The organism is Haloarchaeobius lipolyticus (assembly GCF_051208015.1).
In the GTDB taxonomy this organism is placed as follows: Archaea; Halobacteriota; Halobacteria; order Halobacteriales; family Natrialbaceae; genus Haloarchaeobius.
The window spans coordinates 888,668-911,231 of sequence record NZ_JBPKGF010000002.1 but is presented as its reverse complement, the minus strand read 5'-3'; the positions used below and the strand labels follow the sequence as shown (position 1 = coordinate 911,231).

22 protein-coding genes are annotated in these 22,564 nt (G+C 66.9%); 10 read left to right on the top strand and 12 right to left on the bottom strand.

Annotated elements, in window-relative coordinates; all coding sequences use genetic code 11:
* Positions 1-64 precede the first annotated feature (64 nt).
* Positions 65-1,348, bottom strand: coding sequence for an amidohydrolase (locus ACSC1Y_RS07605; RefSeq protein WP_435334150.1), 1,284 nt, complete (start codon positions 1,346-1,348; stop codon positions 65-67).
* Positions 1,349-1,749: 401 nt separating this feature from the next.
* Between ACSC1Y_RS07605 and ACSC1Y_RS07600 the strand changes: the two genes are divergently transcribed.
* Positions 1,750-2,430 (top strand): stage II sporulation protein M, encoded by a 681-nt coding sequence (locus tag ACSC1Y_RS07600; protein WP_435334149.1) that lies wholly within the window; start codon positions 1,750-1,752, stop codon positions 2,428-2,430.
* A 68-nt stretch (positions 2,431-2,498) separates the two neighbouring features.
* Positions 2,499-3,344: an ATP phosphoribosyltransferase gene (gene hisG / locus ACSC1Y_RS07595; RefSeq protein WP_435334148.1), complete on the top strand. Its 846-nt coding sequence runs from the start codon at positions 2,499-2,501 to the stop codon at positions 3,342-3,344.
* A 5-nt stretch (positions 3,345-3,349) separates the two neighbouring features.
* Here hisG and ACSC1Y_RS07590 read toward each other — a convergent pair whose 3' ends face one another.
* Positions 3,350-3,673: a hypothetical protein gene (locus ACSC1Y_RS07590; RefSeq protein WP_435334146.1), complete on the bottom strand. Its 324-nt coding sequence runs from the start codon at positions 3,671-3,673 to the stop codon at positions 3,350-3,352.
* Positions 3,674-3,793: 120 nt separating this feature from the next.
* Between ACSC1Y_RS07590 and ACSC1Y_RS07585 the strand changes: the two genes are divergently transcribed.
* Positions 3,794-4,237 (top strand): acyl-CoA thioesterase, encoded by a 444-nt coding sequence (locus ACSC1Y_RS07585; protein ID WP_435334145.1) that lies wholly within the window; start codon positions 3,794-3,796, stop codon positions 4,235-4,237.
* 4 nt (positions 4,238-4,241) lie between these two features.
* Here the strand turns inward: ACSC1Y_RS07585 and ACSC1Y_RS07580 are convergent, their stop codons facing one another.
* Positions 4,242-5,300, bottom strand: a complete 1,059-nt coding sequence (locus ACSC1Y_RS07580; protein ID WP_435334144.1) for a methyltransferase domain-containing protein — start codon at positions 5,298-5,300, stop codon at positions 4,242-4,244.
* Between the two features lie 248 nt (positions 5,301-5,548).
* Between ACSC1Y_RS07580 and ACSC1Y_RS07575 the strand changes: the two genes are divergently transcribed.
* Both ACSC1Y_RS07575 and ACSC1Y_RS07570 read left to right on the top strand, forming a co-directional pair.
* On the top strand, positions 5,549-6,109 hold the full coding sequence (locus ACSC1Y_RS07575; protein ID WP_435334142.1) for a TATA-box-binding protein: 561 nt from the start codon (positions 5,549-5,551) through the stop codon (positions 6,107-6,109).
* Between the two features lie 34 nt (positions 6,110-6,143).
* Entirely contained in the window at positions 6,144-6,515 is a 372-nt protein-coding gene (locus tag ACSC1Y_RS07570) for a DUF7473 family protein (protein ID WP_435334141.1), read from the top strand.
* A 249-nt stretch (positions 6,516-6,764) separates the two neighbouring features.
* Here the strand turns inward: ACSC1Y_RS07570 and ACSC1Y_RS07565 are convergent, their stop codons facing one another.
* The 3 genes from ACSC1Y_RS07565 to ACSC1Y_RS07555 all read right to left on the bottom strand — a co-directional run bounded on the left by ACSC1Y_RS07565 (position 6,765) and on the right by ACSC1Y_RS07555 (position 9,734).
* Entirely contained in the window at positions 6,765-7,772 is a 1,008-nt protein-coding gene (locus tag ACSC1Y_RS07565; protein WP_435334140.1) for an AAA family ATPase, read from the bottom strand.
* Between the two features lie 85 nt (positions 7,773-7,857).
* Positions 7,858-8,238: a hypothetical protein gene (locus ACSC1Y_RS07560; RefSeq protein ID WP_435334138.1), complete on the bottom strand. Its 381-nt coding sequence runs from the start codon at positions 8,236-8,238 to the stop codon at positions 7,858-7,860.
* A 248-nt stretch (positions 8,239-8,486) separates the two neighbouring features.
* Entirely contained in the window at positions 8,487-9,734 is a 1,248-nt protein-coding gene (locus ACSC1Y_RS07555; protein ID WP_435334137.1) for a DUF4382 domain-containing protein, read from the bottom strand.
* A 183-nt stretch (positions 9,735-9,917) separates the two neighbouring features.
* Here ACSC1Y_RS07555 and rnz point away from each other — a divergent pair, with 183 nt between their 5' ends.
* Complete coding sequence (rnz, locus tag ACSC1Y_RS07550; RefSeq protein ID WP_435334136.1) at positions 9,918-10,847, top strand: ribonuclease Z; 930 nt, start codon at positions 9,918-9,920, stop codon at positions 10,845-10,847.
* A gap of 36 nt (positions 10,848-10,883) precedes the next feature.
* On the opposite strand, the gene ACSC1Y_RS07545 is transcribed toward rnz, so the two are convergent.
* A complete protein-coding gene (locus ACSC1Y_RS07545; protein WP_435334135.1) occupies positions 10,884-11,351 on the bottom strand; it encodes a rhodanese-like domain-containing protein in 468 nt (155 codons plus the stop codon).
* Between the two features lie 571 nt (positions 11,352-11,922).
* On the opposite strand from ACSC1Y_RS07545, the gene ACSC1Y_RS07540 reads away from it, so the two are divergent.
* Positions 11,923-13,905, top strand: a complete 1,983-nt coding sequence (locus ACSC1Y_RS07540) for a DUF460 domain-containing protein (protein ID WP_435334134.1) — start codon at positions 11,923-11,925, stop codon at positions 13,903-13,905.
* Between the two features lie 75 nt (positions 13,906-13,980).
* Here the strand turns inward: ACSC1Y_RS07540 and ACSC1Y_RS07535 are convergent, their stop codons facing one another.
* A complete protein-coding gene (locus ACSC1Y_RS07535) occupies positions 13,981-14,214 on the bottom strand; it encodes a DUF7470 family protein (protein WP_435334133.1) in 234 nt (77 codons plus the stop codon).
* A gap of 91 nt (positions 14,215-14,305) precedes the next feature.
* On the opposite strand from ACSC1Y_RS07535, the gene eif1A reads away from it, so the two are divergent.
* Complete coding sequence (gene eif1A / locus ACSC1Y_RS07530; RefSeq protein ID WP_435334131.1) at positions 14,306-14,596, top strand: translation initiation factor eIF-1A; 291 nt, start codon at positions 14,306-14,308, stop codon at positions 14,594-14,596.
* A gap of 82 nt (positions 14,597-14,678) precedes the next feature.
* On the opposite strand, the gene ACSC1Y_RS07525 is transcribed toward eif1A, so the two are convergent.
* The 3 genes from ACSC1Y_RS07525 to ACSC1Y_RS07515 form a co-directional block, all read right to left on the bottom strand.
* Entirely contained in the window at positions 14,679-16,040 is a 1,362-nt protein-coding gene (locus ACSC1Y_RS07525) for an MFS transporter (protein WP_435334130.1), read from the bottom strand.
* 95 nt (positions 16,041-16,135) lie between these two features.
* Complete coding sequence (locus ACSC1Y_RS07520) at positions 16,136-17,041, bottom strand: ArsR/SmtB family transcription factor (RefSeq protein WP_435334129.1); 906 nt, start codon at positions 17,039-17,041, stop codon at positions 16,136-16,138.
* A gap of 59 nt (positions 17,042-17,100) precedes the next feature.
* Positions 17,101-18,336, bottom strand: a complete 1,236-nt coding sequence (locus ACSC1Y_RS07515; RefSeq protein ID WP_435334128.1) for a tryptophan--tRNA ligase — start codon at positions 18,334-18,336, stop codon at positions 17,101-17,103.
* A 345-nt stretch (positions 18,337-18,681) separates the two neighbouring features.
* Here ACSC1Y_RS07515 and ACSC1Y_RS07510 point away from each other — a divergent pair, with 345 nt between their 5' ends.
* Positions 18,682-20,118 (top strand): DUF7282 domain-containing protein, encoded by a 1,437-nt coding sequence (locus tag ACSC1Y_RS07510; protein ID WP_435334127.1) that lies wholly within the window; start codon positions 18,682-18,684, stop codon positions 20,116-20,118.
* Between the two features lie 38 nt (positions 20,119-20,156).
* Here ACSC1Y_RS07510 and rio1 read toward each other — a convergent pair whose 3' ends face one another.
* Complete coding sequence (rio1, locus tag ACSC1Y_RS07505) at positions 20,157-21,050, bottom strand: serine/threonine-protein kinase Rio1 (RefSeq protein ID WP_435334126.1); 894 nt, start codon at positions 21,048-21,050, stop codon at positions 20,157-20,159.
* A gap of 419 nt (positions 21,051-21,469) precedes the next feature.
* Here rio1 and ACSC1Y_RS07500 point away from each other — a divergent pair, with 419 nt between their 5' ends.
* A complete protein-coding gene (locus ACSC1Y_RS07500) occupies positions 21,470-22,558 on the top strand; it encodes a DUF373 family protein (protein WP_435334125.1) in 1,089 nt (362 codons plus the stop codon).
* Positions 22,559-22,564: the final 6 nt, after the last annotated feature.

The window sequence follows — 22,564 nt, the reverse complement described above, 5'->3', positions numbered from 1 at the left end:
GCGGGCTGTATTACGTCACCGAGAATATATAAGATGGGTGCGTTGTCTGTGCGGGTCGGGTCGTTCAGGCCCGGTCGACCAGCGCGGCCGCTCTCTCTCTCGCTTCGCGCTTCACCCGGTCCTCGTCGAGCGTCAGCACCGCACGGTCCCGCATGAGTACCTGCCCGTCGCAGACCGTGTGGCGGACGTCCGCGGCTGCGGCCGCGTAGACGAGGTGACTGACGAGGTCGTGAGCGGGCGTGAGGTGTGCCCCGCCGAGGTCGAGGACCGCGAGGTCCGCCGCAGCACCCGGTTCGATGCGGCCGCCGGGGAGGCCGATGGCCTCGCTGCTGCCCTCGGTCGCCATCCTGACGACCGACGCCGCGTCGACCGCACTCGCGTCCTCCGCGGCGAGTTTCCCGAGCATGGCCGCGTCGCGCATCTCGTCCAGCATCGAGAGGTCGTTGTTCGAGGCAGCGCCGTCGGTTCCGAGGCCGACGGTCACGCCCGCGTCGAGCATCTCCTGCACCGGGGCCATTCCCGAGGCGAGCTTCATGTTCGAGGCGGGACAGTGGACGACGGCCGCACCCGCCTCGGCGAGCAGTTCGTGCTCGGTCGCGTCGGTGTGGACCCCGTGGGCCAGGAAGTCGCTCTCGTCCAGGAGACCGCGCTCTCTGGCGTACTCCAGCGGTCGGACGCCGTGTTCCTCGACGATGGGGGAAACCTCGTCGCGCGTCTCGTTCGCGTGCAGGTGGACCGGAACGCCCAGCTCCCGTGCCTTGGGGACGTACTCGTCGAGGTACTCGCTCCCGACTGTGGTGAGCGAGTGCGGCATGAAGGCGGTCCGGACGCGACCGTCTGCTGCCCCGTCGAACTCCGCAGCCACGTCGATGCTCTCCTGTGCGTCGGCGTGAGCGTCCTCGGCGTCGCGACCGATGGTGACGACGCCGTGGCCGAGGCGGGCACGCAGGCCAGCGCGGTCAACCGCGTCGACGACCTCCTGGACCTGGAAGTACATGTCCGCGAAGGCGGTCGTCCCGCCCTTGATCATCTCCACGAGGGCGAGCTCGGTGCCGACCCGGACGTCGTCGGGTTCGAGCTGTGCCTCGGCCGGCCAGATGTCCTCCTGCAGCCAGGCGTCGAGGGGTTTGTCGTCGGCGTAGCCGCGCAAGAGCGTCATAGCGGCGTGGGTGTGGGCGTTGACGAGGCCGGGGACGACGAGACCGCCGGTGGCGTCGAGTTCCTCGTCGCCGGCGAGGTTGTCGCCGAGTTCGAGGATGGTCCCCTCGTCCGAGTCCACGAGCACGTCCGTCTCTTGCACCGTCATGTCGGGCAGCAAGACCTGCCCACCGCGTACGACCAGTTCCATGGCTGGCGGTTCTGGGCCGGGAGACAAGACTCCACCGGGACCGGTCGTGTTGTGCGCTGGAGACTGGGTGGATTCAGCGAGTGGTGCTAGTGGAACCGAGCAGGTCACTACTCACGACGGAACCGAGAGACCGCCCCGCACCGCACCACTGCTCACGGCTGGTGGACCAGCCGTTCGCCGCGAGGCGGCGACGCCGCCTCGCTCTCCTCCCCAGCCGATTCCTCACTCGACTCCGCTTCGCTCCGTCTCCCTCGTCATCCCTCGCGCACTTTCGACTCGGGGACTCACTGCCGTTCGTCACCCTCGCCAGCGCGCGCCAGAGTGCCCGGCCCGTCGTCGACGGCACCCAGACCTCACTCCCGCCGCACGGTTTTTGCACCTGCTCTGCCAACCCGTGGACTATGACAGCAGCCAGCGACGCGGCGGTCGATTCCGATTCCGGGCCGGCGACGGCGCCACCACCAGCCGACCCGCCGACGTTCTCGGAGCAGGGACTCCGACTCGCCTGGCGCGAGCACCGCCCCTACGTCCTCGCCTCGACCGTCCTGTTCCTCCTCGGCGTGGTCTTCGGCGTCGTCATCTGGGGGCGAGTCGACCTGTTCGCCGCGCTCGGATTCGAGTCCCTGGGCGACGTCCTTCCCCAGAACCCGACGGCGACGACCATCTTCCTCAACAACGCTCGTGTCTTCCTCATCTTCGCGCTCGCACCAATCACGGTCCTGGGGATACTGCTCACCGTCGCCGGCCTGCTGTTCAACGGGGTGCTCGTGGGGTACGTCGCGACGGGCGTCACGGGACAGGTGGGTCTCGGATTCGTCCTGCTGGCGCTGGCTCCCCACGGCATCCTCGAACTGCCGGCGCTGTTCGTCGGGAGCGCCATCGGGTTCCGGCTCATCGCGGTGCCGCTGTTCTACCTGCTCGGGTCGCGAGAGTCGCTGTGGACCCGTGGCGAACTGGAGCGAGCGGGGCTGCTGGTCGTCCTCGGCATCCTCGTGCTCGGCGTCGCCGCGGTCATCGAGATGCACGTCACGACGTGGCTACTGGAGCAGTTCTTCCCGGCGGCGCGGGGCGCGGCGGCCTGAGTTCTCGGTCCCGTCATCGCTCGCCCGGAGGGAAAGGCAATTGCCCACTGCCCGCCAATCCCCGGCAAATGCGCATCGCGGTTCCCAACAAGGGCCGGCTGCACGACCCGACCATCGACCTGCTGGAACGTGCCGGGCTCCACGTCGTCGACGGGGCGGAGCGGAAACTCTACGCCGACACCGTCGACCCGGAGGTCTCGCTGCTGTTCGCCCGGGCCGCGGACATCCCGGAATACGTCGCCGACGGGGCGGCAGACCTCGGCATCACGGGCTACGACCAGATGTGCGAGGCCGCCGTCGAGGCGGAGTCGCTGCTCGACCTCGGCTTCGGGCAGTGCCGGCTCGTCCTCGCCGCGCCGGAGGAAGACGAGATAGAGACGCCGTACGACCTCGAAGGCGGCACCGTCGCCACGGAGTTCCCCAACGTCACTAAGAACTACTTCTCAGAACTCGACGTCGACGTGGAGATCGCGGAGGTCACGGGCGCGACCGAACTGACGCCCCACGTCGACATGGCCGACGCCATCGTCGACATCACCTCGACGGGAACCACCCTGCGGATGAACCGGCTCGCCATCGTCGACGAGGTCCTCCAGTCCTCGGTGCGGCTGTTCGCCCGGCCGGACGTGGCCGACGCGGAGAAGGTCGACCAGATACGGATGGCGCTCCAGTCGGTGCTCTCGGCGGACGGCAAGCGCTACCTGATGATGAACGTCCCCGAGTCGAAGCTGGAGCGCATCCGCGAGGTGCTCCCCGGGATGGGCGGCCCGACCGTCATGGACATCGCCGGCTCGGACAAGGTTGCGGTCCACGCGGTCGTCGACGAAGCGGACATCTTCGAGACGATAAATCGCGTCAAGCAGGAGGGGGCGAGCGACGTGCTCGTCACCGAGATAGAGCGGCTGGTCGAGTAGAGCTCTTACTTCCCGACCTGCGAGAAGAACACCTGCGCCACTCCGATAGCCCCGACGACGAACGCCTGCGTCAGCAGATCCTGCCCCGAGCTGCCCTGGTGGAGGAAGACCACGACCGCCGCGACGACGGGTGCGAGCCAGACCGCTGCCAGTACCGGATTGTCGAGCACCTGCGCACCGATGGCGATGGCGACACCCAGGACGGCCAGCGCCGCCGCGAGTCCCGTCGTCGTCGGCGTGTTCGTCACGCCGAGGACGAAGACGACCGCCGCGGCGAGGATGAAGGAGACGCCGCCGCGGGCGATGCCGGTCCGTTTCTCCTGTTCCATACACCCAGTCCGCGGCGTGCCGAGAAAAAGACCGGGCTCGTGTGTCGGCGGGTCAGCTCACCCGGTTCTCGCCGTGGTCACTGGCGAGTACTCATTCCCGCTCGCCGCGAACTGATTCTCATGGCGAGTCTCTCCGAGACGTACATCCTGAACCGGCAGCGCGTTCAGCCGAACCACGCGAACAACTACGGGGTCGTTCACGGGGGGAACCTGATGAAGTGGATGGACGAGGTCGGCGCGATGGCCGCGATGCGGTTCTCCGGCTCAACCTGCGTCACGGCGGGCGTCGACGAGTTCTCCTTCGAACGGCCGATTCCGGTCGGAGACACGGCACTCGTCGAGGCTTACGTCTTCGAGGCCGGCCGGACGAGCGTGAAGGTCTTCTTGCGCGCCTTCCGCGAGGACCCCCGGACGGGCGAGCGCGAGGAGACGACGAACGCCTGTTTCACCTTCGTCGCGCTCGACGAGGACGGAAAGCCGACGCCGGTTCCGGACCTGACGGTCGAGAGCGAGGAGGAGTTCGAGATGCGAGAAAGAGCGAGGCCGCAGTCAGACGGGAGCTGACGCGCTACGTCAGCACGAGGACGTACCGGGTCAACGAACGGTGAACCCGACGCTCGAAGGTCGCGTCGACCGACCAGCCGGCGTCGCGGGCCTGCTCGACCCAGGACCGGTCCGCGACGACGACGCACCGTTCTGCGACGCGTCGGGCTTCCGTGAGTGCGCCCGCAACCAGATCGTCGAGCGCGTGAGTCTCTATCTTCGACTGACGGCCGTATGGTGCGTCGAAGACGACCGCGTCGACGGTGTCGTCCCGGAGCGGGAGGGCGGTTCCGTCGCCCCGGCAGACGTGCCAGTCGCCGGCCGTCCCGATGGCGTGACCGTCGTCGTCGAGGAAGTGCGAGAGGTTGGTCGCCGCGCCACGGACCATCTTCTCCTGGGCGTCGGTCCCGACCACGTCTGCGCCCACGAGGCCGGCTTCGACGAGAACGCCACCCGTGCCGCACATCGGATCGAGGAGCGTCTGGCCGGGGCCAGCACCCGCGATGTTCACCACGGCGCGGGCGAAGAGCGGATCCATGCTGCCGGGCTGGAAGAACGGTTTGTCCGTAGGCATCCGGTCGCCGAAGTCGCGGACCGACTCGGCGGTCAGCCAGCCGAGCGCACAGACGCCCGCCTCGCCGGCTTCTGTGGTCGCGTCCGAACCGGCTTCCTCGTCGGCTCTTTCGTCGTCCGGGAGGCTCGCGAACACCGCGCGGAGCTCGTGGTCCGGGTCGTCGAGGTCGACCGAGAAGCCCCGGTCGACGAGGACGCCGCCGAGGGCACGCTCGGCCTCGCTGGTCGAGATTCCCGTCTCGCCGCGGACGTCGCGTGCCCGGACGGCGACCGTACCCGCGCGGTCTACCGGTGCCGCATCCAGCAGGGCGACTGCACTGTCGATAGCGGCGTCGGTCCGTCCGACCAGATCGCTGACGCGGTGGGTGTAGGCGAGCCCGCGGGCGCGGTCGGTCGCGACGCTCCCGGCCGTCGCGAGACCGGTCGCGATCCGTTCGACGCCGGTCGCGGCGTTGCGCGCCTCGCACGCGGCGAAGGCGTCGTCCTCGCCGCCGAGTTCCAGCAGGTACACGGCGTCCGATAGACGGGACGGTGCCAATACGGTTGTGATGCGCCGTCGCCGCGACGTAACCTCCTACGCCCCGCGCGCCACGCCAGTGACGTGTCAGAACCCCCGCTGAAATCGTTCAAGTCCGACTTATACCGGCAAGAATCCGGGGTATCGGACGGCGATAATCGAGATATGGCACCGAGTTTCGAGCTACGAGCGCACACAGCACCAACCTTTATAAGCCTTAAATACAACTTTTAAGTCGAAACATGACCGACCCCAAGGAGACCATCAATATCGAGAACGTGGTCGCGTCCACCGGCATCGGCCAGGAGCTCGACCTGCAGAGTGTCGCCATGGACCTCGAAGGTGCAGACTACGACCCGGAGCAGTTCCCCGGACTCGTCTACCGCACCCAGGAGCCGAAATCCGCTGCGCTCATCTTCCGCTCCGGTAAGATCGTCTGTACAGGCGCGAAAAGCACTGCCGACGTCCACGAGAGTCTCGAGATCGTCTTCGACAAGCTCCGTGAGCTCAACATCCAGGTCAACGACGACCCGGAGATCGTCGTCCAGAACATCGTTACCTCGGCGGACCTCGGCCGCAACCTCAACCTGAACGCCATCGCCATCGGTCTCGGCCTCGAGAACATCGAGTACGAGCCCGAGCAGTTCCCCGGCCTCGTCTACCGTCTCGACGAACCGAAGGTCGTCGCGCTCCTGTTCGGCTCCGGTAAGCTCGTCATCACCGGCGGCAAGAAGCCCGTCGACGCCGAGCACGCGGTCGACAAGATCGTCTCGCGGCTCGAGGACCTCGGTCTGCTCGAATAGTCACGCACAAATCGCGGCGACTCCAAGCGCCGGTATGCTCGTTCCCGCGCAACTCGCGCCCACCTCGGGTGGGCTGCTCGCGTACGCCGGCACGTTCGCCCTCGCCGCACTCTTCTACGCGGTGACACTACACATGGCCGCGCGGAACGTCCTCGGTGACGTGCCCGTCAGCCGCGCCTTCGTCGTCGGCCCCGTCCTCGGGCTCGTCTCGCTCCTGCTCCAGCAGTGGGGTCCGGCGGTCGCTATCGCGGTGACCCTGCTGGTCGACGCGTTCGCCATCCACGTCGTCTACGGGCTCGACCGGAAACTGACCGCATTCGTCGCCGTCATCCACTACACCATCGCCGTCATCCTCGGGTTCACGCTGTACAACCTCGTGGCGCTGCTGTCGACGGCGCCGACGTAGCGCACGCAGTGCCCGGAACGGCAGGACGTCCTGCCGTCCCGAAAACCCGCGCGTCGAGATCGCACCAGCATTCAAGTACGAAGGAGCGGCCAGAAGCGGCATCTTCGATAGATAGCCGTCGGGTGGCCGAGGCGGGTGCGCGGTTCACCCCCGGCGGGAGGACCACGAGCCGCCTGTCAGTAACAGTCCTGAGTCGTCACGCTGTACCTCGAGCCCCGCTGTAACTCGAATTTACACCGTGGCCCGACCCTACAGCGAATCGCGTCCGAGCTCCGCCAGCAGGTGTGAGAGGTGGACCCGGTCGGAGGTCCCCGTGTTCATCTCGACGTCGATCTCGCCGGCGAGTTCGTGGAGCTTGGCGAGCCGGTCGCCGCTGTAGCGTTTCCTCGCCACGCGGAGCACCGAGTCGAGTACCTCGTTACCGCTGTATCCCTCGTCGACGAGCAGGTCGTCGAGCGTCTTCCGGGCGTCCTGGAACTCGCCCGACTCCGCGTCGTCCAGCATCGACTGGATGGTCTCCTCGTCGCCGACGTCCCCGATGGTCTCGTAGGCGCTCTGCATCGTCACCTCACCCTCCGTCGCGTGGACGGTCTGGGTCGCGAGGATGGCTTCGCGGAGGTCGCCCTCCGCGTAGCCCGCGACGAACTCCAGCCCGGCGTCCTCGTACGCCACCCCTTCGGCCTCGACGATGTGCCGGAGCACCGCGACCGTCTCCTCGTTGGTCGCCGCCCGCATCGAGACCGGGAAGCAGCGCGAGCGGATCGGCGGGATGAGCTTCGTCGGCTGGCGCGTGCAGATGACGAACTGCGTCGTCTTGTGGTACTGTTCCATCACCCGTCGGAGCGCCTGCTGGAAGTCGATCCGGATGTCCTCGGCGTTGTCCAGCACGACCGTCTTGTAGTTCCCGGCGACGGGCGCGTAGCTCGCGGATTCCTTGAGCACGTGGTTGATCATGTCGCGCTTCGAGAGGTCGGACTTGCCGACGAGGAACGACTCGAACCGGGGGTCGTTCTTTATCTCGGTCTTCGTCCGGCCGAAGAAGTCGGCGACGTTGATCTCGACGAGGTCGTTGTCCGGGTCGTCGTGTGCCTCGCGGGCGAGTGCGCGCACTGCGGCGGTCTTGCCACTCCCCGGTGGCCCGTGTAGTACGAGATTGATGGGGTTGGATACGGCCTTCTCGAGATACTCGCGAGCCTCCGTCTGTGGGAGGTCTGCGAGAGCCGGGGCGTGTGCGTCCGTCCACAGCGGCGCGTCCATCGTCGCCGAGTACGCGAGCGCCGCCTAAGAATCGGTCGATTCGCGGAACGCGAAGTCAGCGGGGACGGGGCAGTTTCAGGCGTCGCTACGACTTGGCGTTCTCCTCGACCGTCGTCTCGACCTCGGTGCTGGCACCGTCTTTCTCGACCGTGATGGTCAGGGTATCGGCGTCGTCGGGAACCTGCACCTCGAGCGTCCCGTCCGCCCCGGTTTCACCGACGGATTCACCGTCGACAGAGATGGCTGCACCGTCGACCGGCCCACCCGGAGTCGCGACCATGACGGTGACCGTCTCGCCGGGCTGTGCGTCCCCCTGGAGCCGGACGTCGAGTTCGGAGTCGGGACTGGACTCGCTGCCTGGATCGGTTCCTGCACTGGTGGTCGTGTCGTCTCCGCCGCCGAGACAGCCGGCAGTCACGAGCAGTGCCGTCAGTGCGATGACCGTGACGTGGCGCCGTCGTATCATCGCGCGACTCTGAGTTGGCGGGGAGGATAAACCGTCGACTCCGTTTCTTACCGTTCCGGCTCGAAACCGCGTATCCGTCGCGTTGAACCGCGATGAACGGTTTCACGGTCCGTTCGTTGCGAGAGAGTGACCAGAAACCGTCTGGTCGTGACGGGTCGACGTGACGCTCTTCGCGTTCGAGGTGGCCGCTAGACGGGCGGCAGATACCCGCCACTCGGGCGCTCGAAATTCGGATAAAAGTGCCGTCTTCAGTACGCTGCGAGGGCGACGACGTCCTTGTTCTTGTCCTTCCCTTTGCCGTTTCCACCGGTCACCTTCTGCTCGACCTCGACCTCGGCCTCGCCATCAGTGACCGTTATCTCGAGCTCGTCGGCGTCGGGGACGGTGAACTGGATCGTGCCGTCGGCATCCGTCTGGCCCACCAGCTCACCGTTCACGGTGACGTTCGCACCCTCGACGGGGCCGTCGCCCCCGGAGACGCTGAGCGTGGCCGTCTCACCGGCGCGGACTGCGCCCTTGATGGACGCGGAGAGGTCGCCTTCGGCGTTGTTCTCCTCGCTGTCGGACTCGTCTTCGGACTCCGTCTCGTCCTCGTCGACGTCCTCGATCTCGACCTGCTCGCTCGTACCGGACTCACTGATGACGGGCCGGAGGACGTACTTGCCGGACTTGCCGGCCTCGTGGATCATGATGTCGAAGACGAACTTCGTGTTCGAGCCCGCCGCGACGGTGAAGTCCTTCTTTATCTGGAGCTTCCCGCTGGGGAGCTTGACGTTCACCTTCTCGCCGTTCTTCAGCGTCCCTTCGACCTCGCTGACGTAGACGAACACCTTGTCGTACTCGCCGGAGCGAACCTCGAAGTCCGCGAGCTTGGACGCCTTCGCGCCCTGCAGCTTCGTCAGGTCGACGGTCTGGGAGTCGACGTCGTACTCGGTCCAGCCGTTTGCACTGGCCTCGGCTTCACCGGATTCGCCAGCTTCGGTTTCGTTGGTCGTGGACTCGGTTTCGTTAGTGGACGTCGATTCGGTCTCGGTCTCCTCGGTAGTCGTGGACTCGGTCGATTCGTCCGTGGTCGTCGTCGTTTCCGTCTCGTTCTCGGTTCCTTCCTGCTTCGCGTTGACCGACTGGTCGGCGGTCGTCTGGGTTGCCGACTGGACCGTGGTCTCGTTCGGCTCCTCGACCGTCGTGGTCTCGTTACCGTCGTCGGTCTCGTTCGTGGTCGTGTTCTCGGTGTCAGCGTCGCTCGATTCGGCGTCGCCGGTCCGGTGCATACCCACCTTCGTGATGGTGACGTTGAGGGACTCGAAATCCTCGATTGCACCCGGGCGGTCGCTCACGTAGAACGACATCGTGGCGTCGCTGGAACCGCTACCGCCGCTGGACGGGCCCGTCCCGTCATCGTTCGTGGTCGCGGTGGTACCGGCTCCGCCGAGACAACCGGCGGTAACCAGCAGCACCGACAGGACGACTGCTGTGAAGACGTTGCGTCGAATCATCACTCTATCTTCGGCAATGAGCCGACATAAAGCGGCGACTCCGTTCCCGTCAGTTTTCTCGATTCGGCCGTTCTCGGCCGTATTGAACGGTTATGAACGATACCGTGAACGTCGGGGTGAGGCGACTGAACCGAGTTCGCGCGATTCGACACCGGTTTATCGCGCGGGCGACCAGCATTTGCCATGTCGCTGAGCGTGACGTTCCTCGGAACGAGTGGGGCCGTGCCGACGACGCAACGGAATCCCTCCGCCCTCTATTGCCAGCGTGAGGGCGAAGGCTTCCTCTTCGACTGTGCGGAGGGAACCCAGCGTCAGATGATGCGCTTCGGCACCGGCTTCGGGGTCGACCACATATTCGTCACGCACACGCACGGGGACCACGTACTCGGTATTCCCGGCCTCCTGCAGACGATGGACTTCAACGAACGCGACGAACCGCTCTCCATCCACTGTCCGGCGGGGGAGCGCGGTCTCATCGACGGCCTGGTGAAGGCGACCGGGACCCGACCGTCGTTCCCCGTCCACATCGACGAGATTCGCGCCGGTGACGTCGTCTTCGAGGGCGAGGAGTACGAGATTCGCGCGTTCGACGTCGAACATCGGACGAACGCGGTGGGGTACGCCCTGGTCGAGGACGACCGGAAAGGTCGGTTCGACCGCGAGCACGCCGAGGAACTGGGCGTGCCCGTCGGACCGAAGTTCTCCGCGCTCCACCGTGGAGAGTCGGTCGAACTCGACGACGGGACGGTCGTCGAACCGGAACAGGTCGTCGGAGAGCCCCGTCCGGGTCGACGGTTCGTCTACACCGGCGACACCGAACCCGTCGCGGCGACGGTCGACGTCGCCCAGAACGCGGATTTGCTCGTTCACGACGCGACCTTCGCGGAGGACAACCGCGAGCGAGCCGGACAGACCGGTCACTCGACGGCGAAACAGGCGGCAGAGATCGCCCGGCGCGCCGGTGTGCGTCGGCTCGCACTCACGCACATCTCTTCGCGGTACGCGGGCGACGCCTCGGACCACCAGCGCGAAGCACGCGAGGTGTTCGACGGCGAGTGCTTCGTCCCGGAGGACGGTGATACGGTCGAGATACCGTTCCCGGACAACGAGTAAGAGAGTCGGTCAGAACGAGTTGGTCAGAACGGCCGTTCAGCTGGACGAACAGGGCCGGGACCGTACCGTCGCGGAGGCCGGCACGACCGGTCCGCCGACGCGACGCCAGCCGGCCAGTCCGTCCACGACGTTGGCGACCCGGTCGTATCCCATTTCCATCGCTCTCTGTGCCCCGAATGCCGCCCGAGAGCCATCGGTACAGTAGAACACGAGTTCGTGGGCGGGGGAGAGCCCCTCTACGAAGTATGGGCTCGCGGGGTCGAGGTGGAACTCAAGCTGACCACGTGCTGCGTGTACTGCCCCGGGTATCTTCCCCTCGCGGGCGAGTTCATCGCCGTCGCGTACGTCGACGAACACCACGTCCGGGGTGCCGAGTCGCGCGAGTGCCGTCGCCGGGTCGTAGGACGGGACGGTGGCTGTGGCGTCGGCCAGCAGGTCCCGGTAGCCACGAATCGCCACACCGCCGTCACCGCCGCGTTCCAGGTTCGACACCTCTCTCGACATGTGATTCTCGGTCGGATAGAGGGCCCGAACGGAGATAGCCGATTCCCTTACCGTTCGTGGTTTCGTGGGGGTGAGGCGGTTGTCTGGAGGAAGCGTTTCAGCAACCGTCGCCGGAGAAGACGGCCGGGGAACAGTCCGCGAATCACGATGGAACTGAGACCGCACCGCCACCGCACCGCATCCACTGCTCACGGGCCACTCCTTCACGGGTCGCTCCTTCACGGCTTGCTTCGCTCGCCGTTCAGTTCTGGAGACGCTCCCTGCGGTCGCGTCTCGCATCGCTCCCCGTTCAGGTGGAGATGCTCGCTTCGCTCGCATCTCCCACTCGTGGCCCGTTCGCCGCGAGGCGACTGCGTCGCCTCGCTTTTCCTCCCCAGCCGACTCCTTCCGCTCGCTCCACTTCGCTTCACTCGCGTCAGTCGCCCCTCGCGCGATTTCGAAGCGCCCGGCTCACACTGTTCGCCTGCCGCTTCAGCACGCGCCAGTCGGTGTTTCGGGTACCGAAGCGGGCCGATTCCACCGTGTCACACTCGCCACGGAATTTATACTCGCGCCGTGCTTATCCGCGTCCGTGAGCGCGCGTACCACCGCCCTCGACGCGGTCGTCTTCGGCGTGGACATCCAGAGCGGGGACGTCCGCGGTGACAGTCCATCCTACGCACTCGTCGTCCTCGACGGCGACGAGATAGAACGCGACGTCGTCACCTACCGGAAGCTCCGCCGGACCATCGAGTCCGTGAAGCCGGCCATCGTCGCGACCGACAACATGTACGAACTCGCCGAGGACAAGGACGACCTCGTCCGGTTCCTCGGCAGCCTCCCGGACGAGACACGGCTCGTGCAGGTGACAGGGGCCGAGCAGCCGGAACCCCTTTCGCGGGTCGCGTCTCGACACGGCGTCCCCTACGGGAAGGAGCCGATGAAGGAGGCAGAGGCGGCAGCTCGGCTCGCTGCCGGGAACGTCGGCCACGAGGTGTCGGCGTTCACCGACACGACGCAGGTGAAGGTCTCTCGCGGCCGGTCGACAGGGAAGGGCGGCTGGAGCCAGGACCGGTACACCCGGCGCATCCACGGGAACGTGAAACGGCGCGCCCGCGAGGTCGAGTCGGCGCTGGACGAGGCGGGAATCGACTACGAGCTGGAGGTAACCGAGAAGTACGGTGGTTACTCGCAGGCGCTGTTCTCGGTCCACGCTCGACCGCAGGACATCCCCGTCTCGCGGAACCGGTCGGGCGACACCCGCGTCGAGATAGAGCGCGAGCGTCGCGACGGCATCGAGTTCGAGCCGCTGGCGAAGCGCCGCGACCACGTCATCGTCGGGATGGACCCGGGGACGACGACGGCCGTCGCCATCGTCAGTCTCGACGGGCAGGTGCTCGACGTGCTCTCGACTCGCACCGCCGACACCTCGGCGGTCATCGAGTGGATCGTCGAGCGCGGCCGTCCCGTCGTCGTCGCTGCCGACGTGACGCCGATGCCGAACACGGTCGGGAAGGTCCGGGCCAGCTTCGACGCGGTCGGCTGGGAACCGGACTCGGACCTGCCCATCGACGAGAAACAGCACCGGACCCGCGAGACGGGCTACGACAACGACCACGAGCGAGACGCCCTCGCGGCGGCGCTGTTCGCCTACGACTTCCACGAGGACCAGTTCGACCGTATCGCCCGGAAGACGCCACCGCGGCTCGACCGCGGCGAGGTGACGGCGAAGGTGCTCTCGGGCGAGGGTGGCGTCGAGGCCGTCGTCGAGTCGATGACGGAGTCGGACGACGGCGAGGAGGAGTCGACCGCGCACGACCCACGGGAGCTCACTGCCGAGGAGAAGCGCATCAGGACGCTCGAACGGCAGGTCGAGCGCCTCGAGGACCACGTCGACGACCTCGAGGAGACGGTCGCGGCGAAGGACGAGCGAATCTCGGACCTGCAGTCCGACCTCGACCGGGCACGCAGTCAGGAGCGCCAGAAGGCCCGCGAGACCCGGCTCGTCACGCGACTGGAGCGCCGGAACAAGGCGCTGGAGCGCGACCTCGAGCAGAAGGACGAGGAGATCGAGAAGCTCGAGGGCAAGCTGGCCCGACTCAAGGAGCTGTGGAAGCTCGACCACTCGAACTTCGCGGATGTCTCCGAGAAGCAGAAGGGGCTCGTCCCGGTCAAGCCGGTCGAGAAGTTCACGAAGGGCGCCATCGACGCCGCCCACGAGAGCTACGGCATCGCGAAGGACGACGTGGTGTTCCTCCGGGACGCGTCCGGGGCGGGCCGGACGACCGCCGAGAAGCTCGTCGGGTACGAGCCGCGGGTCGTCCTGACGGGCGCGGGCGGCATCTCTGAGGTCGCCGACGAGGTGCTGTTCGAGCATCGAGTTCCGGTCGGTCCCGCAGCCGACGTGGCGATGCAGGAGGTCGACGAACTCGCGGTCGCCAGGGAGGACGACGTCGCGGCCGTCATCGCAGAGTGGGAGGAGCTGGCCGAACAGCGTAAGAAGGACCAGAAGTCGGAGATGGTCGACCGGCTCATCAGCGAGCACCGGGCAGAGCGCGGGACCGGGCGGTTCTGAACGGTACGTACTGGTGACAGAACGTTTTCTGCTGAAGCGGTCGAGGAGGGAGACGAGAACGGAACGTACGGCCGTCTAGAACATGCCGCCCATGCCGAACATCGAGAGCATGTTGCCGAGGAGTGCCTTCACGACGAGGGCGATGCCCACGACGAACACGGCGAGGCCAGCCGCCACGACCGGATCTGCGACTGCGACGACGGCGATGCCTACGAGCATGAGGACGAGGCCGAGGAAGCCCGAGAGTCCGAGCATGCTACCGAACTTTCCGCCGAACCCGCTCGACTCGTTGCGCGAATCTGCTGCCATGGGCGCGAATCCGAGTGCGACCCGATTAAAGCCCGTGGTTCGGGGCCGAAGACCAGATAATTAAAAACCGTCGCCCACCATACACCCGCACATGAGCGACAACGACGGAGGCGGCCGGAAGAACCTTCGTATGCCCGACGACAGCGAGGTGTTCGCGACGGTCACGAACATGCTGGGTGCGAATCGCGTCAAGGTACGCTGTGCCGACGGCGTCGAGCGAACGGCCCGCATCCCGGGCAAGATGCAAAAACGCGTCTGGATCCGTGAGGACGACGTCGTGCTCGTCGAGCCCTGGGAGTGGCAGGACGAGAAGGCCGACATCACGTGGCGCTACGAGAAGCAGGACGCCGACCAGCTCCGCCAGGAAGGACACATCCAGTAAGCTCGATTTTCGCCCGTTTCTGTCGATACAGCTGCCGGAAGCGGCGGCGCTGGCCAGGGTCTCCCGACGCCCAGTCCCCGATTCAGGCGGCCGACAGCGTCTCGGCCGACTCCACGGCACCGAGCGACCGGAGCCGAGAATCGGTCAGCCAGTAGCCGGCGAGCAACAGGAGGCCGCCCCCGGTCGCGAGGAAGATGGGGTACGGGCCGAGGGCATCGGTGAGGGCGCCGCCGAACAGCGCACCGACCGGGATGGACGCCGTGGCGGCGCTTCCGAGGACGCTCGATACGCGGCCCATCAGGGCCTCGGGGACGATCGACTGGGTCATCGCGCCGAGCAGGACGTTGCTGACGCCGATGGGGACCACGGACAGGGCGAAGACGCTCGCCGTGAGCAGGAGGTCCCCGGTCAACATCGCCAGCAGGATGCTGCCGATCCAGACGACCCCGCTCGAGGCGAAGCAGGCGATGGAGAGCAGGCCGAACGGACGGTCGTCGACCCGGCTGGCGACGAGCGCTCCGAGGAAGCTGCCGACCCCGAAGGCGGCCATCATGGTTCCGTACGCGCGTGGCCCTCCGAAGGTGTCGGCGAAAGCGGGCATCGACGCGAAGATTGCGCCGCCGGCGGCGACGTTGACGAGTGCGGAGCCGAGCAGGATGGGGACGAGGACGGTCCCGCGCACGAAGTCGACTCCCTCGCGGAGGTCGGTCAGGTAGCTGGAGTCGTCGTCGGCACTCCCGTCACCGGAGTTGTCGTCGTCGACGCCCCCGTCACCGGAGTTGTCGTCGTCGACGGCCTCATCTGCGACGCCCCCGTCTGCGACAGCCACGCTGTCTGCGGATTCGCTCGGGGAAGCCGCCCGGTTCGGCTCGGCTTCGGGTACCCGAACCGTCGCGAACAGGAGCGCGGCGGCCGCGAACGTCACCGAGTCGACGAGGAACAGCGTCGTCGCGCCGACGAGCGCGATGAGCACGCCACCTGCCGCGTTCGCCACCGAGTCGACGCCCTGGTAGGCCAGCGCGAACAGGGAGTTCGCGGAGACGAGTTCGTCGTCCTCGACGATTCGCGGGACGAGCGCGCTGTGGGCCGGGTAGACGAGCTGGTTGAGCAGCGAGAGCAGGGGCATGACCGTCAGGACGAGCCAGACAGAGAGGTAGCCGAAGTGGGCGGCAACGGGCAGTGAGAGTATCACGACGCCCTGGACGAGCTGGGTCCCGACCATGATGCGCCGGAGGTTCCAGCGGTCGACCAGGGGGCCGAAGAACGCCTGGAGGGCCGCGGGGGCCATGACGAGGAAGCCGGCGATACCGGAGTAGGTCGCGCTGCCGGTGAGGTCGTACACCAGCCACATCGCGGCGACGAAGTAGAGACTGTCGCCGACGTTGGTGACGACTCGACCGGCGAACAGCCGGACGAAGTCGGGATTTCGAAAGAGGGCTCGCATGGTCGAAGAGAGGATGGGCTGCCCATTAACTGTAATCAGAATTTCATTTCTGTACGAGGGTGGACAGAACTGCGCTTCTGTTCGGGACTCGACATCTACTGCTCGAGGGTCCGGGCGGCTCGTCTCTCTTCGGCGAGCACGACGAGGTCCTCGTCCACCGTCAGTCGGAGCGTCTCGTCGTCGAGCGTGACGTCGAACGCGACCCGGAGCGGGTCGGCTGCGAGAATCTCGACTGGGACGTGGAGCCAGTCGAGCGCCCAGGTCGGTTCGGTCCGGAGGTCGATGGCGTGTTCGTGGTGAAACGCGACGACCGCGGGGTGTCGCGTCACCGCCTCGGTCACGCTGGACGTCACGCGCTCGTTGCAGCGTGCGCACTCGTAGACGACGAACGGCTGCTGGGGCGAGTTGGTCCCGGCGGGCGTCTCCGAGGGCGGGTTCTCGGCGGCGACCTGCGGCGTCGTGGGGCCGGTACACGCCATACAGAAGCCGGCGGCGACCCGGTCGACCTGCGCACGGAGCCAGCGGTCGAACAGTTCCGGGGCATCTTCGCGGTCGCGACCGGCGAACACGCCAGCGGGCACCGAGGCACTCGAGACTCCTCTCCCGCAGTCGGCACAGTCGATGGTTGCCCGCTCGTCGACGTAGGTGAACCGGAGCGGGCCATCACAGGACGCACACGCTCCCTCGACGGGGATGGGCTCGTCGAACCCTGCCTGCTCGTAGTGGCCCGAGAGGATGGACCCGACGACGGCCATCCCGGCGAACCGGAGACTGTAGCCGTCGTCCGTCTTCCGGACGAACGCGTCGGTGAGCTTCGTCAGGTGGTAGTTGAACTGTCCGGAGTCGCGCATGCCGACGCGCTCGCGAAGGTCGGAGAAGGAGACCGGCCCCTCGCCCAGCGAGCGCCAGAGTTCGTGGAGGATGGCGACTCGCGTCTCGTTGCCCAGCAGGGCGAACGCTTGCCCGTATGCGTGCTCGTCCGGAATCTCGCTGCCTGTCATGTCTGTCTGAGAGGACGCGAGCGGATATCTAGATGTCGCGCAGTCTGTCGTTCCGGTCCTCAGAGCCCCTCGATTCCGACGGCGGCAAGGGCTCGTCGTCGTTCCTCGGCTGTCAGACGGTACGGCGGCAGTTCCTCCTCGAGTGGCCCGAGTTCTGCCTTCCGCTGCTGGTGTGTCGTCAGGACCGCCGCAATCCGGTCTGCGGCGTGCTCCTTCAGCTCACCCGAGAGCAATTCACCAGACCGGTACTCTCGTTCGAGCCGTGCCAGTTCGTCGTCGTCCGGTTCGAAGAAGAACCGGCAGAACTGGAACGAGACGTCCACTTCGGGGTCGCCGCCGTGCTCGCGGTGAGCCTCCAGGCTGTTTCGCCCGCCCGAATAGGCGTGGGTGAGGACCTTCTCGCGGACCGTTTCGGCGTCGTCGTCGAGGAATATCGTGGCGTCGCCCTCGCTGGTGGACATCTTTCCCGGCCCGGTCAGGTCGGGCAGGAACTTCCCGAGCAGCGCGCCCGGCTTGCGGACCGGGAACCGCCGTTTGGCGGCGACGTCCCGGCAGACCCGGACGTGCGGGTCCTGGTCGACGGCGACGGGGACCAGCGTCGGGTGCTCGCCGTGGACCAGCTGCGGGAGCAGGAGGTGTGCGGTCTGGACGGCCGGGTAGAACGAGAGTCCGACGTTCTCCGGTTCGCCGTAGGTCGCGTCGACCGTCGACTGCGTGATGTGCTTCGCGAACGCGCTCGCGACGGGATAGACCACGTCGGCATCGGCCGTGTCGACGACGATGCGGGTCCGGTCGGGGTCGAAGCCGAACGCGAGGAGGTCGCGGAGGTTCTCGCGGGTGTAGCTGCCTATCTCGGCGTAGTCGAGTTCTTTCGCGTAGTACTTCTCGTCGTCGGAGAGGGGGATGTAGACCGTGGCTCCCGTGGCGTCCTGCAGCCGCTTCGCGAGCGTGAACACGAGCAGGTGGCCGACGTGCATCGGGCCAGAGGGGCCGATTCCCGTGACGATGGAGTGGGTCTTCCCACCGGTCGCCGCGTCGAGGTAGGAATCGACGCTCCTGCCGGCGTAGTAGATGCCACGCCGGAGTATCGGGTGGTCGGGGAAGCGGCGCACCTGTTCCGGGGTGAGGCGGTCGGCGCCGAACCGGTCGAGCAGCTTCTCGTAGTCGATTGTCCCCGAGACGGCGTAGGGGGTGACGTTGAAGCCGTCGTCTGGTGCGTTCGCGTCCGAGGTGTGGGTCGAATCGGTAGTGTCGTTCGCGTTCGATACGTCTGTCGTCGTGTGGTCGTCTGTCATCTGTGTCGGATGGACTGGCGGCTATCGTGCGGTGCGAAGAGAGAACGAAGGGAGCACCGCGACGCCGCCAGCCCGGTTACGCCGACCCGACGAGGTACGCGATACTGTCCGCTCCCGATGACGGGCGCCAGCACCAGGCGGGAGCGGAGTACATCAACAGGTGGTAGCGTACCGAAGGACTTCACGGTTTCCATGGGGTCGCGGACGTCGACGGTTCAATCGCGGGGCTGACCGTCGACGGTTCAATCGCGGGGCTGACCGTCGACGGTTCCATCGGCTGCTCGAACGCCGGTGCCATCGTACGTTGGGACGTGCTTTTTCACGGTTCCGGTACGATAGGGGCCCATGACACGGACCGCATTCGTTCTCTTCGTTCTCGTCTGTCTGGGTGCGGTCGCCCTCTTCACGGTACCTGCGGGGGCCGAGGGGTCGGCCGACACGCCGGACTGCGGCGGGGTGAACGCCGAGGTGGCGGTCGGCGACGGGACCGTTCTCAGACTGCACTCGGTGGCTCCGGGGTCGGCCGAGCTACCGGAGCGAGTGGCACTCGACAGGCAGGGTGACGCCTGTTTCGTCCCCGGCGACCGACTCGTCGTGACGATACGGTCGTCCGGCCTCGCCGATGAACTGGCAGCGGCCGAGGGCCGAGACCTCACCGAGAAGTTCGTCGCGACGCAAGGTGACGGAACGTCTGTCCAGGTACAGCAGTCGAACCCCGGCAGTTCGCAGCGGCCCCTGACCGTCGACCTCTCCGACGCCGCGAACCTGACCGTCGTCGAAGGAGAGACGGCAGACACCTATCACGTCGTGGTCGACACGGGTGCCGTCGACGTCAGCCGGGGCGAGGCCGGCGACGAGTCCGTCGGCGCCGAAACGTTCCAGGCCGGCCAGCGGTTCGTCGCCAGCTACGAAGGCGAGACAGAGACGGCCCGCAGTGGGCAGATAGAGGCCGTGAGCCCGACCGCCCACGTCGAGACGAACTACCACGACTGGGACGAGCAACGAGCCCTCCTCTACCCGCCGGGTGCCACGTTCGAGGTGACGGGAACGACGACGCTCGCCCCCGGCGACGAGGCGACCGTCCAGCTGCTCGACGACAACGGGTCGACCGTCGTCCAGGAGCGGTCGCTGACCCTCGCGGCACCCGGGGACGGAGGGGCTCGCTCGGCGTTCGCGACCGGCCTCGACGGCTCGTCGTTCTCGGTCGGTGACCGACTGACGGTCCGGGTCGTCCACGACGGCGAGCCCGTGAGCGAACCGGTCCCGGTCGAGTTCGTCCCGCGGACCGCCTCGCTCACGCTGGAGAACCAGACGGCGACGACGGAGATCACCCTCGCGTCGGCGACGCTCTCACACGGCGGCTTCGTCTCCCTCCGGCAGAACGGGAACCTCGTCGCCGTCTCCGACTTCCTCGACCGCGGTGAGACGAGGAACGTCACGTTCGAACTCGTCTCCCGCATCGACGCCGACTCCGAGTTCACCGTCACGGCGATACGCGACGTGAACGGGAACGGCGAGATCGACGACGGCGACGTCCCCTACCGTCGCTCGGGTGCGCTCGTGACCGACTCGGCGACCGTCGGCCCGCCAGCGACCACGACGGTCGAGTCGAAGACGGCGACGGCGACCAGCAGTCCCACCGAATCGACAGCCGAACAGACGGCGACGACCGAGACCGATGCTGCTGGAGAGACCGATGCCGGTGCGAGCACGCCCGGGTTCGGACCGCTCGGGGCCCTGCTGGCGATGCTCACGGTAGCGTTCGCTGTCAGAAACCGCTGAATCGGACCTCTTTCGCGCTCGCGCGCGTCGCCAGCTGTCTACTCTTCGTCGTCCCTGTGCTCGGTGACGAACTCGTACAGCTCGTCGCCGGTCACGTCGAGACCCTGCCGGGAGAAGAAGTTCGCGACGTTCTCGCAGTCGCGCTGGAGGAAGTCCTCCGCGTTCGGGTGGTGAACCGTCACGGCCTGTCCGAGGTCGATGATGACCAGTTCGCCGTCGTGGATGACCATGTTGTACTCCGAGAGGTCGCCGTGGACGAGACCCGACTTGTCCAGTCGGCGCATGTACTCACGGACGACCTCGTACGCAGTCTGCGGGTTCTCGACGTTCACCTCCGTGAGTCGGCGCGCCCGCCCGTCCTCCGCGCCGATGTACTCCATGACGAGTGCGTTCCGCTCGACGGCGAGCGGTTTCGGAACGCGGATACCGGCCTTCTGGGCGCGCTCGAGGTTGGCGAACTCCTTGCGGACCCACGCGAGGACGACCTGTGACTTCTTCGAGCCGATGCCCTCGAAGCGGGGGTCGCCGACGAGATAGTCGCGCATGTCGCGGAAGTCGGACGCGTTGACCCGGTAGACCTTGATGGCGACCTCAGGGTTCGGTTCGTCGCCGCCCAGTGCTTTGCCGGAGCGTTCGCCGCCGAGGGCCGTGTAGACGTTCGCCTCCTTCCCCGTCGAGATGGGGCCGCCGAGGGCGTCTATCCAGCCGTCCTGGACGAGTTTGTAGAGGGCCGCATAGGTAGCGTCGTCGAAGACCGACGCCTCGACCTTGAACTGGTCGGCGTCCTTGATGCGTTTCCGGAACTGCTGGAACTTTCGGTCGCGCTTCCTGGCGATGCGATCTGCCTCGGTGTCGGAGACGTCTATCTCCTCCCACTCATCGCCGGGAGTCTCTGCGGCCTCGAGCTCTACCAGTCCGTACTCCTCTGTCATCTAGTGGGTGCAAGGGGGTGGAGGCGTATAAGCGTGGGTATCGAGCGATTCAGGGCCGACGACCGTCGTCGATTCCGGACGGTCGCCCTGGCGCGCGCTGAGCTCGTCGCCGAACGAACGTGAGGGGACGAGTTCGAAGCCGCGCGAGGGACGAGGTGTGAGCCGGAGGCGAGCACCGAGTCGGCTGGGGAGGAGAGCGAGGCGACGCAGTCGCCTCGCGGCGAACGGGCCACATGGTGGCCCGTGAGCAGTGGTGCGAGGCTGTGCGAGGCTGTGCGGGGCGGTTCTCGCTTCCGTCGTGATTCGTGAACTGCTTCTCGACGCTGGGGGTAGGCCCGTCGATACCGTCCACCCATGCCCAGGTGCATACGTCCAGCAACCAAACACAGTTAAACCAGTCCTGCAAACTCTCGGGGTGAATGCTCCTGGTGCTGTGTGTCGACCTCGACGACGACATCGGTCGGAAGGCGGGCGTCCGGACGCCCGTCGTCGGCCGTGAGAACGTCGAGGACGCCGCGGTGAAACTCGCAACCGTCGACCCCGAGGACTCGGACGTGAACGTCCTCTTCCAGGGAGTCAATTTGTGTGACACCATCACGGACGAGACGGTCGAGGTCGCCGCCGTCGCCGGCAACGAGAAGTCGGACGTCAGCGCCAACCGGAAGGTGGGCGCCGAGGTCGACGAGGTCCTCGCCAGCCTGTCGACCAGCGAGGAGGTCACGGCGCTCATCGTCACCGACGGGGCCCAGGACGAGTCGGTCATCCCGGTCATCCGCTCCCGGGTGCGCGTCGACGGCGTCCGTCGGGTCGTCGTCCGGCAGGCGCAGGACCTCGAGTCGATATACTACACGATGAAGCAGGTGCTCAACGACCCCGAGACCCGCGGGACCATCCTCGTCCCGCTCGGTATCCTGCTTATGGTCTACCCGCTCGCCATCGCGGCGACGTTCCTCAACGTCACGGTCGGGACGGTGCTCGGGCTCGCCTCCGCGTTGCTCGGCCTGTACGTCCTCTCGCGGGGGCTGGGGCTCGGCGAGAAGCTCGACGCCGCGGTCGAACGCGGTCGCTCCGGGCTCTACGCCGGGCGGATGACGCTCATCTCGTACGTGGTCGCCGCCGCGCTACTGGTCGTCGGCGGCGTCAGCGGCATCGAGTACCTCGAGGCCCTGCAGGCGGAGACGGCGGGCAACCTGAGCGCGTCGCAGGTACTCGCGGCGCTGGCCTTCGGCGCGGTCCGGTGGTTCGCCGCCGCGGGCGTGACGACTAGCCTCGGCCAGATTACCGACGAGTACATTGCTGGCCGGCTGGAGTGGCGCTACCTCAACGCGCCGTTCTACGTGGTCGCGATGGGCGCGGTACTGCACGCCGTCGCCGCCTTCTTCCTCGAGCAGCTCTCGCTGTCGGTGCTGGCGGCGGTGCTCACGGGCGGGACGTTGCTCGGGCTGGTCAGCACGCTCGCGTTCGCCATCGTGGAGACGCACTACTCGGCGAAGGGACGGACGAGTTGAGGACGG

What these genes read in the sequence shown, in the direction of transcription:
- ACSC1Y_RS07605 (WP_435334150.1), bottom strand. Translation starts at nt 1,348, where the DNA reads ATGGAACTGGTCGTACGCGGTGGGCAGGTCTTGCTGCCCGACATGACG.
- ACSC1Y_RS07600 (WP_435334149.1), top strand. Translation starts at nt 1,750, where the DNA reads ATGACAGCAGCCAGCGACGCGGCGGTCGATTCCGATTCCGGGCCGGCG.
- hisG (WP_435334148.1), top strand. Translation starts at nt 2,499, where the DNA reads ATGCGCATCGCGGTTCCCAACAAGGGCCGGCTGCACGACCCGACCATC.
- ACSC1Y_RS07590 (WP_435334146.1), bottom strand. Translation starts at nt 3,673, where the DNA reads ATGGAACAGGAGAAACGGACCGGCATCGCCCGCGGCGGCGTCTCCTTC.
- ACSC1Y_RS07585 (WP_435334145.1), top strand. Translation starts at nt 3,794, where the DNA reads ATGGCGAGTCTCTCCGAGACGTACATCCTGAACCGGCAGCGCGTTCAG.
- ACSC1Y_RS07575 (WP_435334142.1), top strand. Translation starts at nt 5,549, where the DNA reads ATGACCGACCCCAAGGAGACCATCAATATCGAGAACGTGGTCGCGTCC.
- ACSC1Y_RS07570 (WP_435334141.1), top strand. Translation starts at nt 6,144, where the DNA reads ATGCTCGTTCCCGCGCAACTCGCGCCCACCTCGGGTGGGCTGCTCGCG.
- ACSC1Y_RS07565 (WP_435334140.1), bottom strand. Translation starts at nt 7,772, where the DNA reads ATGGACGCGCCGCTGTGGACGGACGCACACGCCCCGGCTCTCGCAGAC.
- ACSC1Y_RS07560 (WP_435334138.1), bottom strand. Translation starts at nt 8,238, where the DNA reads ATGATACGACGGCGCCACGTCACGGTCATCGCACTGACGGCACTGCTC.
- ACSC1Y_RS07555 (WP_435334137.1), bottom strand. Translation starts at nt 9,734, where the DNA reads ATGATTCGACGCAACGTCTTCACAGCAGTCGTCCTGTCGGTGCTGCTG.
- rnz (WP_435334136.1), top strand. Translation starts at nt 9,918, where the DNA reads ATGTCGCTGAGCGTGACGTTCCTCGGAACGAGTGGGGCCGTGCCGACG.
- ACSC1Y_RS07545 (WP_435334135.1), bottom strand. Translation starts at nt 11,351, where the DNA reads ATGTCGAGAGAGGTGTCGAACCTGGAACGCGGCGGTGACGGCGGTGTG.
- ACSC1Y_RS07535 (WP_435334133.1), bottom strand. Translation starts at nt 14,214, where the DNA reads ATGGCAGCAGATTCGCGCAACGAGTCGAGCGGGTTCGGCGGAAAGTTC.
- eif1A (WP_435334131.1), top strand. Translation starts at nt 14,306, where the DNA reads ATGAGCGACAACGACGGAGGCGGCCGGAAGAACCTTCGTATGCCCGAC.
- ACSC1Y_RS07525 (WP_435334130.1), bottom strand. Translation starts at nt 16,040, where the DNA reads ATGCGAGCCCTCTTTCGAAATCCCGACTTCGTCCGGCTGTTCGCCGGT.
- ACSC1Y_RS07520 (WP_435334129.1), bottom strand. Translation starts at nt 17,041, where the DNA reads ATGACAGGCAGCGAGATTCCGGACGAGCACGCATACGGGCAAGCGTTC.
- ACSC1Y_RS07515 (WP_435334128.1), bottom strand. Translation starts at nt 18,336, where the DNA reads ATGACAGACGACCACACGACGACAGACGTATCGAACGCGAACGACACT.
- ACSC1Y_RS07510 (WP_435334127.1), top strand. Translation starts at nt 18,682, where the DNA reads ATGACACGGACCGCATTCGTTCTCTTCGTTCTCGTCTGTCTGGGTGCG.
- rio1 (WP_435334126.1), bottom strand. Translation starts at nt 21,050, where the DNA reads ATGACAGAGGAGTACGGACTGGTAGAGCTCGAGGCCGCAGAGACTCCC.
- ACSC1Y_RS07500 (WP_435334125.1), top strand. Translation starts at nt 21,470, where the DNA reads ATGCTCCTGGTGCTGTGTGTCGACCTCGACGACGACATCGGTCGGAAG.